This window comes from Microbacterium limosum, assembly GCF_036324365.1.
GTDB lineage: Bacteria > Actinomycetota > Actinomycetes > Actinomycetales > Microbacteriaceae > Microbacterium > Microbacterium limosum.
The window spans coordinates 2,017,756-2,034,496 of record NZ_CP137080.1; the positions used below are offsets into that span (position 1 = coordinate 2,017,756).

Annotated in this window: 11 protein-coding genes; 4 read left to right on the forward strand and 7 right to left on the reverse strand. The window is 73.5% G+C overall.

The window, feature by feature from the left end:
• Positions 1-4 precede the first annotated feature (4 nt).
• Positions 5-856, reverse strand: a complete 852-nt coding sequence (gene rsmA / locus RYJ27_RS09725; RefSeq protein ID WP_330170118.1) for a 16S rRNA (adenine(1518)-N(6)/adenine(1519)-N(6))-dimethyltransferase RsmA — start codon at positions 854-856, stop codon at positions 5-7.
• An 88-nt stretch (positions 857-944) separates the two neighbouring features.
• Between rsmA and RYJ27_RS09730 the strand changes: the two genes are divergently transcribed.
• A complete protein-coding gene (locus tag RYJ27_RS09730; protein WP_330172045.1) occupies positions 945-2,366 on the forward strand; it encodes a sugar porter family MFS transporter in 1,422 nt (473 codons plus the stop codon).
• A 166-nt stretch (positions 2,367-2,532) separates the two neighbouring features.
• Here RYJ27_RS09730 and RYJ27_RS09735 read toward each other — a convergent pair whose 3' ends face one another.
• The 3 genes from RYJ27_RS09735 to rsmI form a co-directional block, all read right to left on the reverse strand.
• Positions 2,533-3,432, reverse strand: a complete 900-nt coding sequence (locus RYJ27_RS09735) for a TatD family hydrolase (RefSeq protein ID WP_330170119.1) — start codon at positions 3,430-3,432, stop codon at positions 2,533-2,535.
• Positions 3,433-3,463: 31 nt separating this feature from the next.
• A complete protein-coding gene (gene metG, locus RYJ27_RS09740) occupies positions 3,464-5,041 on the reverse strand; it encodes a methionine--tRNA ligase (RefSeq protein WP_330170120.1) in 1,578 nt (525 codons plus the stop codon).
• A 68-nt stretch (positions 5,042-5,109) separates the two neighbouring features.
• Positions 5,110-5,925, reverse strand: a complete 816-nt coding sequence (gene rsmI, locus RYJ27_RS09745; RefSeq protein ID WP_330170121.1) for a 16S rRNA (cytidine(1402)-2'-O)-methyltransferase — start codon at positions 5,923-5,925, stop codon at positions 5,110-5,112.
• Positions 5,926-5,944: 19 nt separating this feature from the next.
• Between rsmI and RYJ27_RS09750 the strand changes: the two genes are divergently transcribed.
• Positions 5,945-7,534 carry a dolichyl-phosphate-mannose--protein mannosyltransferase gene (locus RYJ27_RS09750; protein WP_330170122.1) on the forward strand — a complete coding sequence of 530 codons (1,590 nt, stop codon included), beginning with the start codon at positions 5,945-5,947 and terminating at the stop codon, positions 7,532-7,534.
• Here the strand turns inward: RYJ27_RS09750 and RYJ27_RS09755 are convergent.
• The 3 genes from RYJ27_RS09755 to RYJ27_RS09765 all read right to left on the reverse strand — a co-directional run bounded on the left by RYJ27_RS09755 (position 7,521) and on the right by RYJ27_RS09765 (position 11,792).
• Positions 7,521-9,407: a thioredoxin domain-containing protein gene (locus RYJ27_RS09755; RefSeq protein ID WP_330170123.1), complete on the reverse strand. Its 1,887-nt coding sequence runs from the start codon at positions 9,405-9,407 to the stop codon at positions 7,521-7,523. The two genes, RYJ27_RS09750 and RYJ27_RS09755, sit on opposite strands and share 14 nt — an antisense overlap.
• A 207-nt stretch (positions 9,408-9,614) precedes the next feature.
• Positions 9,615-10,451 (reverse strand): aldo/keto reductase, encoded by an 837-nt coding sequence (locus RYJ27_RS09760; RefSeq protein WP_330170124.1) that lies wholly within the window; start codon positions 10,449-10,451, stop codon positions 9,615-9,617.
• Between the two features lie 9 nt (positions 10,452-10,460).
• Positions 10,461-11,792 carry a hypothetical protein gene (locus tag RYJ27_RS09765; protein ID WP_330170125.1) on the reverse strand — a complete coding sequence of 444 codons (1,332 nt, stop codon included), beginning with the start codon at positions 11,790-11,792 and terminating at the stop codon, positions 10,461-10,463.
• Between the two features lie 44 nt (positions 11,793-11,836).
• Between RYJ27_RS09765 and hrpA the strand changes: the two genes are divergently transcribed.
• Positions 11,837-15,772, forward strand: coding sequence for an ATP-dependent RNA helicase HrpA (hrpA, locus tag RYJ27_RS09770; protein WP_330170126.1), 3,936 nt, complete (start codon positions 11,837-11,839; stop codon positions 15,770-15,772).
• 9 nt (positions 15,773-15,781) lie between these two features.
• Positions 15,782-16,723 carry an NADP-dependent oxidoreductase gene (locus tag RYJ27_RS09775; protein ID WP_330170127.1) on the forward strand — a complete coding sequence of 314 codons (942 nt, stop codon included), beginning with the start codon at positions 15,782-15,784 and terminating at the stop codon, positions 16,721-16,723.
• The last annotated feature ends 18 nt before the right edge of the window (positions 16,724-16,741 follow it).

Consider the following 16,741-nt stretch of genomic DNA (forward strand, 5'->3'; position numbering starts at 1 on the left):
CAGGCTAGCGACCCGGCGCCGCGCGGGCGATGCGCAGATACTCCTCGACCCCCAGCTGCTCGCCGCGCACGGTCGGGGCGATTCCCGCCGCCTCGAGAACGGCGGATGCCTCGGCGGCCGAGCCCCCGAGCACCCCCGCGAGCGCCTGCCGGAGCATCTTGCGGCGCTGCTGGAACGCCGCGTCGACGATCGCGAACGTGCGCCGGCGCTCCTCCTCGGTGCCCCGGGCGGTCGCGTCGCGCTCGAACGCGACCAGCACGGAGTCGACCCCCGGCACGGGCCAGAACACCTGCCGGGACACGGTGCCGGCGAGCCGCCACGGGCCGTACCAGGCGGCCTTGACGCTCGGGGCGCCGTAGGTCTTCGAGCCCGGCGGTGCGGCGAGCCGCTCCCCCACTTCCGCCTGCACCATCACGACGCCGCGGCCCAGCCGCGGGAAGGTCTCGAGGAAGTGCAGCAGCACAGGGACCGAGACGTTGTAGGGCAGGTTCGCCACGAGCACGCCGGGGTCTCCGGGAAGCTCCCGCACCGCGAGGGCATCGGCATCCACCACGGTGAGCGCCCCCTCGGGCACGCCGTGCGCGGCCGCCGTCGCGGGCAGCCGCGCCGCCAGCCGCGAGTCGATCTCGACGGCGGTGACGGTTGCCCCCGCCTCGAGGACCGCGAGGGTCAGCGACCCCAGGCCCGGGCCGACCTCTACGACCCGGTCGCCGGGTCGCACGCGCGCGAGGTGCACGATCTTGCGCACGGTGTTGGCGTCGACGACGAAGTTCTGCCCGAGCTTCTTGGTCGGCGTGACCCCGAGCTCGGACGCGAGAGCGCGGATCTCGGCCGCGCCGAGCAGGTGCACCGACACCTGTCAACTCTACGGCCCCGCCCGACGGGGTGAGAGTAGGGTGTCGCCGGTGAGCAGAACCGGCACGATCCCCACGGCAGCGTTCTCGATGAAGAGCCCTCTCGGCCGGCGCGCCGTGGCCCTGTCGATCTCCGCCGCCGTCGGCGGTTTCCTCTTCGGCTTCGACTCCTCCGTCATCAACGGCGCGGTCGACTCGATCGAGAACCAGTTCGGCCTGAACGACGTCGTGACGGGCTTCGTCGTCGCCGTCGCTCTCCTCGGCTGCGCCCTCGGCGCGGTGCTCGCGGGCGTTCTCAGCGACCGCTGGGGTCGCCTGCGGGTCATGATGATCGGCGCCGCGCTGTTCTTCGTCAGCGCGATCGGATCGGGCCTCGCGTTCAGCGCGGCGGACCTGACGGTGTGGCGCTTCATCGGCGGCCTCGGCATCGGCATCGCCTCGGTCGTCGCGCCCGCCTACATCGCCGAGATCGCGCCGCGGCAGATCCGCGGCACGCTCGGCTCGCTGCAGCAGCTCGCGATCACCCTCGGGATCTTCGGTGCGCTGCTCTCGAACGCCCTCCTGGCCGGGATCGCGGGCGGATCGTCGTCGCAGCTGTGGCTCGGGCTCGAGGCGTGGCGCTGGATGCTGCTCGTGGAGGCCGTCCCCGCCGTCGTCTACGGCGTTCTCGCGTTCACGATGCCCGAGTCCCCGCGTTTCCTCATCGCGAAGGGACGCTACGACGAGGCCCGGGAGATCTTCGCCCGGCTCGTGCCGAAGGCCGACCTCGACCAGACGATGCGCGAGCTCGAGCAACGCATCGCCGAAGACCGCAAGTCCAAGGGCGTCTCGCTCAGGGGCCCCCGCTTCGGACTGCAGCCGATCGTGTGGGTCGGCATCATCCTGTCGGTGTTCCAGCAGTTCGTCGGCATCAACGTGATCTTCTACTACTCCACCACGCTCTGGCGGGCCGTCGGGTTCACGGAGTCGAACTCCCTTCTGATCAGCGTCATCACGTCGGTCACGAACGTCCTCGTCACGATCGTCGCCATCGCCCTGGTCGACCGCGTCGGCCGCAAGCCGATCCTGCTCACCGGCTCGGTCATGATGACGGCCTCGCTCGGCACGATGGCCCTCGCGTTCGCCTTCGCCGAGACGGTCGACGGCGAGGTCTCGCTGCCGGGCGCCTGGGGCCCGATCGCGCTCGTCGCGGCCAACATCTTCGTCATCGGCTTCGGCGCCTCGTGGGGGCCCCTCGTGTGGGTGCTGCTGGGCGAGATCTTCCCGAGCCGCATCCGCGGGAAGGCGCTCGGCGTCGCCGCCGGGGCGCAGTGGATCGCGAACTTCCTCATCACGGTCAGCTTCCCGGCGATGTCGGGCTGGTCGCTCCCGGTCACCTACGCGATGTACGCCGTCTTCGCGGCGCTGTCGTTCGTCTACGTGCTGACGAAGATCCCCGAGACCAAGGGGATGGAGCTCGAGCAGACCGAGACGCTCTTCACGACGAAGCCCAAGGCATCCGCCGCCCGCTGATCCCCGCGGGCGCTCGCCCGTACCGCATCGATCGCCGCCCGCCGACGCCGCGGGTGCTCACCTGTCGCATATCGATCTCCGCGCGCCCACGGTGGAGCGGTTCGTGACAGGCGAGCCCGACCGACGGAGCGGTTCGTGACAGGCGAGCGCGGGCGCGCGGGCGGGGTCAGCCGCCGAAGGGGCCGTAGACCTCGAGGGTGTTCGCCGCGATCTGCGCGCACAGCGCGTCGACGTCGGCCCCCAGTTCCTCGGCGATGAAGCGCACCGTGACGGGGATCAGGTAGGGCGCGTTCGGTCGCCCGCGATGGGGCGTGGGCGTGAGGAACGGGGCATCCGTCTCGACGAGGATTCTCTCGCGCGGGATCACCGCGAGGGCGTCGCGGAGGTTCTGCGCGTTCTTGAACGTGACGTTGCCCGCGAACGAGAGCCAGTACCCGCGATCGGCGGCGATGCGCGCCATGTCGGCGTCACCCGAGAAGCAGTGGAAGACCGTGCGCTCGGGGGCACCGACCCTCTCGAGCGTCTCGAGGACGGCATCGTGGGCGTCGCGGTCGTGGATCTGCATCGCGATGCCGTGCTTCTTCGCCAGCGCGATGTGCGCCTCGAAGCTCTCGAACTGCGCGGGCAGGCCGGCCTCTCCGGTGCGGAAGAAGTCCAGGCCCGTCTCGCCGATCGCGCGCACCCGGGGCTGCGCCGCGAGCTCGTCGATCACGGCGATGGCCTCGTCGAGCCGGCCGGCCTCGGCGTACGCCGGGGCCTCGTTCGGATGGATGGCGACCGCCGCCAGCACGCGCGGGTGGGATGCCGCGGCCCACGCCGACCACCGGCTCGACTCGATGTCGCCGCCCGCCTGCACGACGCCGATCACCCCGACGGCGGACGCGCGCTCAAGCTGCTCGTCGAGCGAGAGCCCCTCGGCGTCCTCCCCCGCCGACGGCCCGTCCGCGATCTCGAGGTGCGCGTGATTGTCGTACACCGGCACGGCGAGCGGCTCGGGCGCGTCGGGGTAGGTCACATCGCGCGCCCCTTTCTCGCGCTGGCGCACGTACTGCGAGGGGTCGCTCACGAGCGCCCTCCCTCGCCGCGCACGCCGGGGATCATTCGGGCTGCTCGACGCGGGGGAACAGGGGCGCGAGCGGCTGCGTCTGCGCGGCGGGGGGGAGGAGGCCCCAGGCCCCGGCCTCGCGGATCGGCTGCTCCTCGAGCGCGCCCAGCTCCTGCTCGGCGCCGAGCGACGCCCACAGCTTCCGGGTCGAGACCGGCATCACGGGCGACAGCAGCACCGCGAGGGCGCGCAGGCCCTCCGCGCAGGTGTAGAGCACGGTGCCCAGGCGCGGGCGGGATGCCTCGTCCTTCGCCAGCGCCCACGGCTCGTTCTCGGTGATGTAGCCGTTGAGGGCGTCGACGATCGTCCAGATCGCCTCGATCGCCTCGTCGATGCGGAACCGCTCGACCGCGGCGTCGGCGGTGGCCGCGGCATCCGCCACGATCCGCTGGATCGCCAGGTCGGCGTCGGTGTAGTCCGCCGGCTCGGGCACGGCCCCGCCGAAGTACTTGCCGATCATCGCCACCGTGCGGGAGGCGAGGTTGCCGAAGCCGTTGGCGAGCTCGGCCTGGTAGCGGGCCGAGAGGTCCTCCCAGGAGAAGGACCCGTCCTGCCCGAAGGCGATCGCCGACAGGAAGTAGAACCGGTACGCGTCGGAGCCGAACACGTCGGTGATCTCGGTCGGGGCGATGCCCGTGAGCTTCGACTTCGACATCTTCTCGCCGCCCACGAGCAGCCAGCCGTGGGCGAAGACGCCCCGGGGCACGTCGACGCCCGCCGCCATGAGCATGGCGGGCCAGATGACGGCGTGGAAGCGGAGGATGTCCTTTCCGACGACGTGGTAGGCCGGCCACCGGCGTTCGAACGTCTCGGGGTCGGCGCCGTAGCCCACGGCCGTGGCGTAGTTCAGCAGCGCGTCGACCCATACGTAGATGACGTGCGAGGCATCCCACGGCACCTTGATGCCCCAGTCGAACGTCGAGCGCGAGATCGAGAGGTCCTTCAGCCCCGAGCGCACGAACGACATGACCTCGTTGCGCGCCGACTCGGGTCGGATGAAGTCGGGCTGCGAGCGGTAGAGGGCCAGGAGCGGCTCGGCGAACTCGCTGAGCTTGAAGAAGTAGTTCTTCTCCTGCAGCAGCTCGAGGGGCTTGGAGTGGATGGCGCAGACCTTGAGGCCCTCGAAGGGTCCGGAGCCGTCGACGATCTCGGACTCGGGCTTGAACTCCTCGCAGCCGACGCAGTACAGCGCCTCGTACTCGCCGGCGTAGATGTAGCCGCGGTCGTAGATCGCCTGCAGGAAGGTCTGCACGCGCGTCTCGTGGCGCTCCTGCGTCGTGCGGATGAAGTCGTCGTTGGCGATGTCGAGGGTCTCGAGCAGCGGAAACCACGACTCGGTGACGAGCTTGTCGACCCACTCCTGCGGGGTGGCGTTGTTCGCCGACGCCGCGCGGATCATCTTCTGGCCGTGCTCGTCCGTGCCCGTGAGCATCCAGGTGTCATCGCCCGCCTGGCGGTGCCACCGCGCGAGCGCGTCGACCGCCACCGTCGTGTACCCGTGCCCGATGTGGGGCACATCGCTCGGGTAGTAGATCGGGGTGGTGATGTAGAACGAACCGCGGGAAGTCACCCGTCGATTCTAGGCGGGGCGGATGCCGCGGCCCGGCGGTGTGACGGCGGCGCCCGGCCGGTGCCGGGTCAGCGCGCGGCGAGCGCGGCCTGATACAGGTCGCGGGAGGAATGCTCCGTCGCGCTCGCGACCGCGGCGCACGCGTCCTTCAGGCGTTCGCCCGCCGACGCGCGCTCGAGCACCTGCGACACGGCGTCCTCGAGCGGCACGCGACGGGCGGCCGCGCCCGCCACGACGATGACGCACTCGCCGCGCACGCCCGGAGCCGCCCACTCGGCCAGCTCGGCGAGGGTTCCGCGGGCGACCTCCTCGTGCAGCTTCGTGAGCTCGCGGCACACGGCCGCGCGCCGGTCGGCGCCGAACGCCTCGGCCATCGCCTCCAGCGTGGCGGCCACGCGGGTGGGCGCCTCGAAGAAGACCATCGTGCGCGGCTCGGCCGCGAGCGCCGCGAACGCCGTGCGCCGCTCGCCGGGCTTGCGCGGCGCGAAGCCCTCGAACGCGAACCGGTCGGTCGGCAGTCCGGAGAGGGCGAGCGCAGTGGGCACCGCGCTCGGGCCGGGGATGACCGTCACGTCCACCCCCTGCGCGATGGCTTCGGCGACGAGGCCGTACCCGGGGTCGGAGACCGTCGGCATCCCCGCATCGGAGAGCATGAGCACGTCCTCGTCGCGCGCGAGGGCGACGACCTCGGCCGCACGCTCCTTCTCGTTGTGGTCGTGCAGCGCGATCAGCCGCGGACGGTTCTGGATGCCGAGGCCCGCAAGCAGCCGCACCGTCGTGCGCGTGTCCTCGGTCGCGACGATCCGCACGGAGCCGAGCGTCTCGACGAGCCGGCGCGAGGCGTCCCCGAGGTTTCCGATCGGGGTCGCCGCGAGGATGAGCACGACGCCAGCCTATGCTGGCGTGGTGCAGCCCGCCCCCGACGCCCTCGCGGACGATACCGCGGTGCCGGAGCGACGGGTCACCCCCGTCGAGCGCGTGCGCGAGCGGATGCGGACGCGGCCCCGCATCGGGCGCCTGTGGCGCTGGCTGGGCCCGGCGCTCGTCGTGCTGCTGGCGGGCGTGCTGCGGCTGTGGAACCTCGCGCATCCCCACGCCCTCGTCTTCGACGAGACCTATTACGCCAAGGATGCCTGGACGCTCCTGCACCTCGGATACGAGGGCTCCTGGCCGGCCGACCCCGACGCGGCGTTCCTCGCCGGCGACGTGTTCTCGTTCCTGCCCGAGGGCAGCTTCGTCGTCCATCCCCCGCTCGGGAAGTGGCTCATCGCCCTCGGCCTGGGGGCCTTCGGCGCGGACTCCGCGTGGGGCTGGCGCATCGCCCTCGCGCTCGCGGGCACGGCGACCGTGCTCGTCGTCATCCTCATCGGCCGGCGCCTGACGGGCTCGACGCTGTGGGGCTGCGTCGCGGGCTTCCTCCTCGCGATCGACGGGCTCGGCATCGTGCTCGGCCGCGTCGCCCTCCTGGACGGCCTCCTCGCGCTCCTCGTCGCGCTCGCCTTCCTCTTCCTCCTGATCGACCGCGACCGCATGCAGACGCGCATCGCCTGGACGGCGGGTGCGCGGGGCGCCGGCGGGATGCCGGTGTCGATGGGCCCCGTGATGTGGGCCCGACCGTGGCTGGTGGCCGCCGGCGCGACGCTCGGCGCGGCCGCCGCCGTGAAGTGGTCGGGGGTCTACGTCCTCGCCGCGGCGGGGATCTACGTCGTCGTCTCGGACGCCCTCGCCCGGCGGCACGCCGGCATCGACGGCTGGGCCAGCGACGCCGCCGTGCGGCAGGGTCCGGTCAGCTTCCTCCTGCTCGTGCCCGTCGCCGCGGCGACCTACCTCGCCAGCTGGAGCGGATGGCTCCTCACCGGCGGCGGATGGGACCGTAGCTCGGCGGAGAACCCGCTCGTCGCGCTCTGGAATTACCACGAGGCGATCTACCGCTTCCACGTGGGCCTCACCGTCGAGCACTCCTACGCCTCGCCGGCGTGGCAGTGGCCCCTGCTCCTGCGACCGACGTCGATGTTCTGGGAGAAGGTCGAGCAGGGCACGGACGGCTGCGACATGTCGGGCGGCTGCGTGCAGGCGATCTCCTCGGTCCCGAACCCGCTCATCTGGTACGCCGGGATGGCGGCGATCGTCTTCCTCGCGATCCGCCTCGCGTGGCCCGGCGGCGGGCGCGTGCGCGACTGGCGCGCGGGGTTCGTGCTCACCGGGGTCGCCGCCACCTATGTGCCGTGGCTCCTGTACCCCGAGCGGACGATCTTCCAGTTCTACACGGTCGTGATGATGCCCTTCGTCGTGCTCGCGCTCATGCTCGCGCTGCAGCGCATCGCCGGCCGGCCGGATGCCGCCCCCGAGCGGCGCGCGGGGGGTCAGGGCGTCGTCGCGGTCGTGCTCGCGGTCGCCGTGCTGCTGACGGTGTTCTGGTACCCCGTGTGGACGGCGACGGAGGTCCCCTACGACTTCTGGCGCCTCCACAACTGGATGATCAGCTGGATCTGACCCGCTCCCGGTGAAGGTCCGCCGGATCGGTCGTGGGCAGCCGGCAGACGAACGCGCGACAGTCGTAGGCGACGGGGGCCGCGGCGGCCGTCTTGCCCTCGAAGAGCGAGAACCCCGCCGCGGCGAGGCCGGCCGCGGCATCCGGCGTCACGATCGCGACGACGTCGGCGTCTACCCTGCGCGCGGCGCCGACGAGCGGCGCGGCGGGTTCGGCGGTCACGACGACGAGCTGGCGCGGCTCGTCGGCCAGCACCGCGGCCACGCGCAGCAGCTCGCCGTGTGCGAGGGGGCGCGCGAGCGCCTCGGGCGCGTGGGCGGCGACGATGCGCTCGGCGCGCCGGCGGTACTCCTCGGGGGCGCCGAGGAGCCACAGGTCGAGGCAGGCGGCGGCGATCGCGGAGAGCCCGGAGGGCTGATCTCCGTCGGTCGCCTCGGCGGCCACCGTCATGGCGCCTTCGCGCAACACGGGATCGCCTCCCCCGGGCACGGCGGGCCGACCGTCCGGCGCTTCCGCGAAGCACGCGTCCACGAGCTCTCGCGCCGCGGCGGCGTGCTCGGGCGCGCCGCCGGCGACGGCGAGCGCGACGAGCCCGCGCGCGAGCTGGCCGTAGTCGGCGAGGGTCGCCGCGGCCGCAGAGGGCGTGCCCTCGAGCGAGGCGCGCACGAGCGCGCGGATGCCGCTGCCTGCGTCCGGCGCGCGGTTGTCTCGGAGCACGGTGCGCGCCGCATCCTCGGCAGCGGCGATCCAGTGCGGCTCGCCCCACCGCGCCCCGGCGCGCGCGAGCGCCCCGATCGCGAGCCCGTTCCAGCCGGTGACGACCTTCCCGTCGACGGCGGGCGGCTCGAGCCCGGTGCGACCCGCGGCATCCCGCGCGTAGTAGCCGCCCTCGTCGCGGCGACCGTCGATGATCGACTCCGAGTCCTGCGCGGCGCCGAACCCTCCCGAGGGGCGGCGCAGCACCTCGAGCAGGAACGACGCGATCCCCGCCGCGGTGGCGTGGTCGCCCAGCGCCGTCGCGGCATCCAGCAGCAGGGCGTTGTCGGTGAGCATCCGCTCGTAGTGCGGCACGCCCCAGTCCCGCCGCGTCGCGTAGCGGAAGAACCCGCCCTCGACGGGGTCGCGCAGCTCGGAGCCGGCCATCGCGTTCATCGCCCGGGCTGCGGCGGCCGATTCGGCGGGGGCGGCCGCCCGCACGAGCGGCGAGAGCAGGAAGCCCAGCGCCGTGGCGACGGGGAACTTGGGGGTGTTCGGCGCGGGGCGCGGTGCGTTCACGAAGCCGCCGTGGTCGGGGTCCTCCTGCGCCGCGAGGGAGCGGGCGGCCGCGACGAGGGCGCCCGCCGAGGGCACGGAGCCTTCCTTCTCGGCCGCGTCGCCGCTGCGGGCGAGCGACGCCGTGATGGCGGATGCCGTGGCATCCACCTCGTCGCGCCGGTTCGTCCAGGCCTCCCGCACGGCGCGCAGCACGTCGCGGAACGCCGGGAGGGGCGGCCTCGGCGCGGGCGGATAGTAGGTGCCCGCGTAGAAGGGCACGCCCTCCGGCGTCGTGAACACCGTCAGCGGCCAGCCCAGGTGCGGCGTGAAGGCCGAGGCGGCCGCCATGTAGGAGGCGTCCACCTCGGGGTGCTCCTCGCGGTCGACCTTGATCGCGACGAAGCCCTCGGCGAGGTCGGCCGCCGTCTCGGGGTCGGCGAAGGACTCCCGCGCCATGACGTGGCACCAGTGGCAGGTCGAGTATCCGATCGATACCAGCACGGGGACAGCGCGCCGGCGCGCCTCGTCGAACGCCTCCCTCCCCCACGGGAACCAGTCGACGGGGTTGCCCGCGTGCTGACGCAGGTACGGGCTCTGGACGTGTTCGAGGCGTGAGGCCATCGCTTCACGCTACGCCCCCTCGCGGGGCGCGGCGCGGGGGTTGCGGAGACGAGGAGATCTGCCGAGGCGAGGAGATCTGCCGAAGCGAGGAGATCTGCCGAAGCGAGGAGCCCGGGGCCGGATCGGGTCCTCTCCCGAGCAGATCTCCTCGCCTGGGCCGCGGTGCCCGCAGGACGACCGGGGCACGGGCGCCCTGCGGCGCGGGGGTCAGTTGAGCTCGTCGGGGTGCGGGCCGACACGGCCCGAGCCGTCGCCCGGGTCGAGGGCGTCGATCGCCGCCATCTGCGCGTCGCTGAGCGCGAACCCGAACAGGTCGAGGTTCTCGCGCAGGCGCTCGGTGCGCACCGACTTCGGGAAGACGACGTTGCCCTTCTGGATGTGCCAGCGCAGCACGACCTGAGCCGGCGTCTTCCCGTGCGCCGCGGCGGCGTCGGCCACGGCGGCCTCGGAGAAGAGGTCGTACTTGCCCTGCCCGAGCGGGCCCCACGCCTCGATGATCGAACCGTTGGCCTTCGCCCATGCCACCGTCTCGCGCTGCTGGTGGGCGGGGTGCAGCTCGATCTGATCGACCGCCGGCACCTCGCCGGTCTCGGCCACGATGCGCTCGAGGTGCGGGACGAGGAAGTTCGAGACGCCGATGGAGCGGGTCTTGCCGGCATCGCGGATCTGGATCAGCGCCCGCCACGCCTCGACGAAGTTGTCACGCGCGGGGGTCGGCCAGTGCACGAGGTAGAGGTCCACGTGGTCGAGGCCGAGCCGTGCGAGGCTCTCGTCGATCGCCTTGTGGGGCTCGTCGCCCTCGTGACGGTCGTTCCAGAGCTTGGTCGTGATGAAGAGCTCCTCGCGCGGGATGCCGGAGGCCGCGATCGCGGCGCCGACGCCCTCCTCGTTGCCGTAGATCGCCGCCGTGTCGATGTGGCGGTAGCCGAGCGAGAGGGCCTCGCCGACCGCGCGGGCGGTGTCGTCGGCGGGGACCTTGAACACGCCGTAGCCGAGCTGGGGGATGTCGTGGCCGGAATTCAGTCGCAGAGCGGGAATCGTCATGTCCCCAGCCTAGGAACGCGGGAGCGGCAGCGGGTCGTGCAGCCCATAGACGTGCAGCGCTCCCGACCCGCCGGCGAAGAACGTGTCGAGCGTCGCGCGGGGCGGCACGGCGATGACCGAGACGACATCGCCCGGCAGCCGGTCGAGCACGGCGACCGTCGAGCTCGGCGACTTCGCGTCGGCGCCCGACGCCGCGCGGCTCACGCGCGCGAGCTGCGTGTGGGCGCGATAGCGCGGGTTCGCCGGCGCGACGTAGTTGCCCCACGCGCACAGCACTCCCGCGACGGATCCGGCGCCCACGGGCCGCACGTCGTCCGCGAGGGCGTGCTGGCCGTCGACGTTGAAGACGTAGCCGCCGGATGCCGCGGCGATCGCGTCGGCGCGCAGCGACGCCCCGCACGAGGGGACGAGCTGCAGTTCGAGGCCCTCGCCCGCGTCGCGGGGCCAGCGGTTGCGGGGCAGGCCGCGCCGCAACCGCCCGTCGGCGTGGTCGAGGCAGATCTCCACCCCCACGTCCACGGGGCATTCCGAGCCGGGATCCAGCCGCACGATCGCGTGCGCATCGCCGGCGCGGCGCTTGAGGTCTCCGCCGGAGAGGTCGACGAAGGCGTGCGCGACCATCTGCTCCGTCACGACGTCGTCGCGGCCCGTCGTGTCCCAGAGCACGAAGTCCTCGCCGGAGTCGAGGGACTTCTCGGTCGTGACGAGGCGCTCGGGGAAGGCGCCGGTGGGCGTTCCCAGCGCCGCGCCGCCCAGCACGAGCGCGCGGTTGCGCACCTGCACGACGGGGTGCGCATGACCCCACTGCAGGTAGTCCTCGACGATCTCGAAGATCTTCGCCTGGTCCTCCCCCGAGGCCTGCCGGTAGCGCCGCGCGAGATCGGCGACGACGCCGTTGCGCACGAGGGTCGTGGCGCGGGCGAAGATCTCCCGCGGGTCGTCGGCCTCGGCCGAGACCGCCGTGCCGAAGACGAACAGCCAATCGGCGTACTCGTCGGCGGGGAACTCCTCGGCGAGCCGCTCGATGAGCCCGTCGACGGGGTCGGGCTCCCCCGCGGCGTAGAGATAGGGCCCCTGCGGTCCGTGCCAGAAGAACTCGGGCGCCACGAAGACGTTGAGCACCCCCGACTCCTCGGCCGGCAGGGCATCGCGCGCGGCGCGCACGGCGGCCCGCAGGACGCCGAGCCTGCCGGCGATGTCGGCCGCGGCATCCGGCAGACCCAGGTAGGTGCCGCCGACCGAGCCGCCCCCCGACGGGGAGCCCAGCGGGGCGACCTGGGCGGGGCCGGTCGGGATCGCGAAGCCGATGAAGCGGACGCGCTGCCAGCCCGGGTGCACCATGGCCCTCAGCCTAGGGGCGGCGGGGCGCTCTACGATGGAAGGCCATGTCCGCGCCCGCCCTGCAGATCTCCTACCCGCCGGAGCTGCCCGTCAGCGGCGCGCGGGAGGAGATCGCCGCGGCGATCCGCGACAACCAGGTCGTCATCGTCGCCGGCGCGACCGGTTCGGGCAAGACGACGCAGCTGCCGAAGATCTGCCTCGAGCTCGGCCGCGAGAGCATCGCGCACACGCAGCCGCGGCGCATCGCCGCGCGGACGATCGCCGAACGAGTGGCCGAGGAGCTGCACGTCGAGCTCGGCACGACCGTCGGCTACAAGGTGCGCTTCACCGACAAGGTGGGCGCCGACACTCGCGTCGCGCTGATGACCGACGGCATCCTGCTCAACGAGATCCACCGCGACCGGCTGCTGCGCCGCTACGACACGATCATCGTCGACGAGGCCCACGAGCGCAGCCTCAACGTCGACTTCCTGCTCGGCTACCTGCGCCGCATCCTCCCGGATCGCCCCGACCTCAAGGTCGTCATCACGTCCGCGACGATCGACCCGCAGAGCTTCGCCGAGCACTTCGCGGATGCCGCGGGGCGACCCGCGCCCATCATCGAGGTCTCGGGCCGCACCTACCCCGTCGAGATCCGCCACCGCCCGCTCCTGGCCGACGACGAGGTGCCGGCCTACGACGTCGACGGCGACGAGATCGCCGGCGTCGTGGCCGCCCTGCAGGAGCTCGACCGCGAGCCCCGCGGGGACGTGCTCGTCTTCCTCCCGGGCGAGGCGGAGATCCGCGACGCCGCCGACGCCGTGCGAGCGGCCTACAGCGGCGCGGCATCCCCCACCGAGGTGCTGCCGCTGTTCGGGCGCCTGAGCGCCGCCGAGCAGCACCGCGTGTTCGAGCGGTCGACGGTCGCGGGCGTGCGGCGCCGCGTCGTGCTCGCCACCAACGTCGCCGAGACGAGCCTCACGGTTCCGGGCATCAAGTACGTCGTCGACACCGGCACGGCGCGCATCTCCCGCTACAGCAACCGCGCCAAGGTTCAGCGGCTCCCCATCGAGCCGGTGTCCCAGGCCTCCGCCCAGCAGCGCTCGGGGCGCGCCGGCCGCACGAGCGACGGCATCGCGATCCGCCTCTACGGCGAGGAGGACTTCGCGGGGCGCCCCGAGTTCACCGAGCCGGAGATCCTGCGCACGAGCCTCGCCTCCGTCATCCTGCAGATGCTCGCGCTGGGCTTCGGCGACATCCAGGCGTTCCCCTTCCTCACGCCGCCGGACTCGCGGGGCGTGCGCGCGGCGCTCGACCTGCTCGTCGAGCTCGGTGCGGTCACGGTGCGCGCCGGGGCGGAGCCCCGGCTGACCAAGACGGGGCGCGAGATCGCGCGGATGCCGATCGACCCCCGATTCGCGCGGATGCTGATCGAGGCGCAGCGCCAGGGCACGACCGACGCGATGCTCGCGATCGTCGCGGGCCTGTCGATCCAGGACGTGCGCGAGCGCCCCGAGGCGGAGCGGGAGCAGGCCGACCGGCTGCACGCGCGGTTCACCGACCCCACGAGCGACTTCCTCAGCCTGCTGAACCTGTGGAACCACCTGCGCACGCGGGCGTCCGAGCTCGGCTCGAGCGCGTTCCGGCGGCTGTGCCGCGCGGAGCACCTCAACTACGTGCGCGTGCGCGAGTGGTTCGACGTGCACCGCCAGCTGCGCACCCTCGTGCGCCACCCGGGCGGGCGCGGCGGCTCCGAGCGGGCGCCGCGCGAGGAGACCACGACCGCCGACCCCGACGCGATCCACCGCGCGATCCTCTCGGGGCTGCTCTCCCACATCGGCGTGCTCGACGCGCGCGCTCTCGCGAAGGCCTCGAACGAGCGCCGCGACCGGCGCCCCGCGCCCGCCGAGTACCTCGGCGCCCGCGGCATCCGCTTCGCCGTCTTCCCCGGGTCGGGGCTGAAGAAGAAGCGCCCGCAGGCGGTCATGGCCGCCGAGCTCGTGGAGACCTCGCGCCTGTTCGCGCGCACCGTGGCCGCGATCGACCCGGCGTGGGCCGAGCCGCTCGCGGGCGACCTCGCGGGGCGTCAGGTGAGCGAGCCGCACTGGTCCAAGGATGCCGGCGCCGCCGTCGCGTTCGAGAAGGTGACCCTCTTCGGCGTCGAGATCATCCCCCGGAGGCGGATCCAGTACGCACGGATCGACCGCGACGGCGCGCGAGAGCTCTTCGTGCGACACGCGCTCGTCGAGGGCGAGTGGGATCCGTCGGTGCTCGACAAGCGGCTCTCGGCGTTCGTGCGCGCGAACCACGAGCTGCGCCGGCGGCTCGAGAAGCTCGAGGAGCGGGAGCGTCGCCGCGACATCCTCGTCGGGGACGAGGCGGTGTTCGCGTTCTACGACGCGCGCGTGCCGCGGGACGTCTTCGACGTGCGCTCGTTCGAGCGCTGGTGGCGCGAGCAGCAGTCCCGCACCCCCCACCTGCTCACCATGCGCCAGAGCGACCTGGCCCCCGAGGAGGCGCGGGCGGATGCCCGCGACTTCCCCACCCGGTGGGTGCAGGGCGACCAGACGCTGACGCTCGCGTACCGCTTCGAGCCGGGCGCCGACGACGACGGGGTCAACGTCGTCGTCCCGCTTCCGCTGCTGCAGGGACTGCGCCCCGACGGGTTCGACTGGCAGGTGCCGGGCATGCGCGCGGAGCTGATCGCCGCCATGCTGCGCGCCCTCCCCAAGGCGATCCGGCGCAACGTCGTGCCGGCCGCCGATTGGGCCGCGCGCTTCGGCGACGAGCTCGCCGGGGCGGGCCCCGAGTCGCACGAGGGGCTGCCGCCGTCCGCGATGGTCGACGCGCTCGCCCGCCTCGTGCAGCGGGCGGCGGGCCAGCCGGTGACGGCGGCCGACTTCGAGGTCGAACGCGTGCCCGCCCACCTGCGCATGGCGTTCCGCGTCGTCGACGGGCGCGGGCGCACGGTCGGCGCGGGGCGGGACCTCGCAGAGCTGCAGGCCCGCCTGGCGGGCCGGGCCCGCGAGAGCGTCGCGGCGCGCATCACCGGCGCCGGAGCCGCCCCCGCCGCGCGCGTCGCCGGAGCCCCGGGGCCGGGTGCGGAGACATCGGGAGCCGTCGTCGCCCTTCGCGAACGCACGGGGATCACGTCGTGGGACCTCGGCGACCTGCCCGAGGTGATCGACACGAGGGTCGCCGGCGGCGTCGTGCGGGGATACCCGACGCTCGTCGACGAGGGGGCCTCGGTCGCGCTGCGGGTCGAGAGCACGCCCGAGGCCGCCGAGCGCGAGCTGCGACGCGGCATCCGTCGTCTCATGCTGCTGGCCGTTCCCTCCCCCGTGTCCTACGTGCAGGAGCACCTCACCGCCAACGAGAAGCTCGCCCTCGCAGCCTCCCCCTACCCCTCGGTCAAGGCGCTCATCGAGGACTGCCGCGCCGCCGTCGCCGACGAGGTGATCGAGGGGGCCGCGCACGGGGGCCCGGTGCGGGATGCCGCCGCCTTCGCCGCAGTGCAGGGCGCCTTCTCCGCCGCCGTCGTCGAGCGGCTGTTCCAGACCGTCTCGCTCACGGCCCGCATCCTCACGCTGCTGCGCGACGCCGAGCGCGAGGTGCGCTCGGCGAACTCCCTCACGCTACTGCCGGCCCTGAACGACGTGCGCGGACAGCTCGCGGGGCTCGTCTTCCCGGGATTCGTGCTGCGCACCGGCACGGCACGGCTCGGCCACCTGCCGCGATACCTCGACGGGGCGCTCACGCGCCTGCGCGGCCTCGCCGACAACGCCGGCCGCGACCGGCAGCGCCAGAGCGAGATGGAGCGCGCCCTCGCCGCGTACGCCGAGGCGGGCGGCACGTTGCCCCCGGCGCCGGATGCCGCGGCATCCCTCGTGCGCACGCGCTGGCTGCTCGAGGAGCTGCGCGTGAGCCTGTTCGCGCAGCAGCTGGGAACCTCCGAGCCCGTCTCGCTCCCGCGCATCGCGAAAGCGCTGCGCGGCGGATAGCGTGAAGGCATGGCACACGCGATCACGTACTCCTCCCACGGCGGCCCCGAGGTCCTCCAGCTGACCGAGGTGCCGGCGCCCCAGCCCGGGCCCCGGCAGCTCGTCGTGCGCGTCGAGGCGGCGGGGGTCAACCCGATCGATGCGAAGCTGCGCTCGGGACGCCGGGCCTCCTCCCCCCTCAGCGCGCCGCGCCGCATCGGGCGCGACGGCGCGGGGGTCGTCACCGCCGTCGGCGCCGAGGTCTCCGGGTTCGCCGTCGGCGAGGCCGTGGTGTTCCACGACACGAGCGGGTCGTACGCGAGCGAGGTCGTCGTGGAGGCGGCCCACGCCGTGCCGCGCCCGCCGCGCGTCTCGGCCGCCGAGGGCGCCGGCATCGGCATCCCGGTCGGCACCGCCTATCAGTGCCTGCGCTCGCTCGCGGTGCGCGCCGGCGACACGCTGCTCGTGCACGCCGGGTCCGGCGCGGTCGGGCAGGCCGCCATCCAGTACGCCGCGCTGTGGGGCGCCCGTGTCGTGGCGACCGCGAGCGAGCGCCGCTTCGATCGGGTGCGGGGGCTCGGCGCCACGCCGGTCGCCTACGGCCCCGGCCTCATCGAGCGCGTGCGCGAGGCGGCGCCGGAGGGCGTCACCGTGGCACTGGATGCCGCGGGCACCGACGAGGCGATCGAGGCCTCGCTCGAGCTCGTCGCCGACCACGCCCGCATCGCCACGATCGTTCGCGGCGCGGACGCCGCGGGCTTCGGCATCCGTGCGTTCTCGGGCGGCTCGCCCGAACCGCTCACCGACGTCGAGCTGGGCTGGCGTGCCGAGGCCCTGCCGGTGACGGTCGCCCTGCTGGCGGCGGGGGCGTTCTCGATCGAGGTGGGCCCCTCGCTTCCGCTGTCCGACGCCGCAGAGGCCCACCGTCTCCTCGAGCGGGGCGTCGACGGCAAGATCGTCCTGGTGCCCTGACGCCGGCACCGCCGCGGG

What these genes read in the sequence shown, in the direction of transcription:
- RYJ27_RS09730 (WP_330172045.1), top strand. Translation starts at nt 945, where the DNA reads ATGAAGAGCCCTCTCGGCCGGCGCGCCGTGGCCCTGTCGATCTCCGCC.
- RYJ27_RS09765 (WP_330170125.1), bottom strand. Translation starts at nt 11,792, where the DNA reads ATGGTGCACCCGGGCTGGCAGCGCGTCCGCTTCATCGGCTTCGCGATC.
- RYJ27_RS09775 (WP_330170127.1), top strand. Translation starts at nt 15,782, where the DNA reads ATGGCACACGCGATCACGTACTCCTCCCACGGCGGCCCCGAGGTCCTC.
- RYJ27_RS09760 (WP_330170124.1), bottom strand. Translation starts at nt 10,451, where the DNA reads ATGACGATTCCCGCTCTGCGACTGAATTCCGGCCACGACATCCCCCAG.
- RYJ27_RS09755 (WP_330170123.1), bottom strand. Translation starts at nt 9,407, where the DNA reads ATGGCCTCACGCCTCGAACACGTCCAGAGCCCGTACCTGCGTCAGCAC.
- hrpA (WP_330170126.1), top strand. Translation starts at nt 11,837, where the DNA reads ATGTCCGCGCCCGCCCTGCAGATCTCCTACCCGCCGGAGCTGCCCGTC.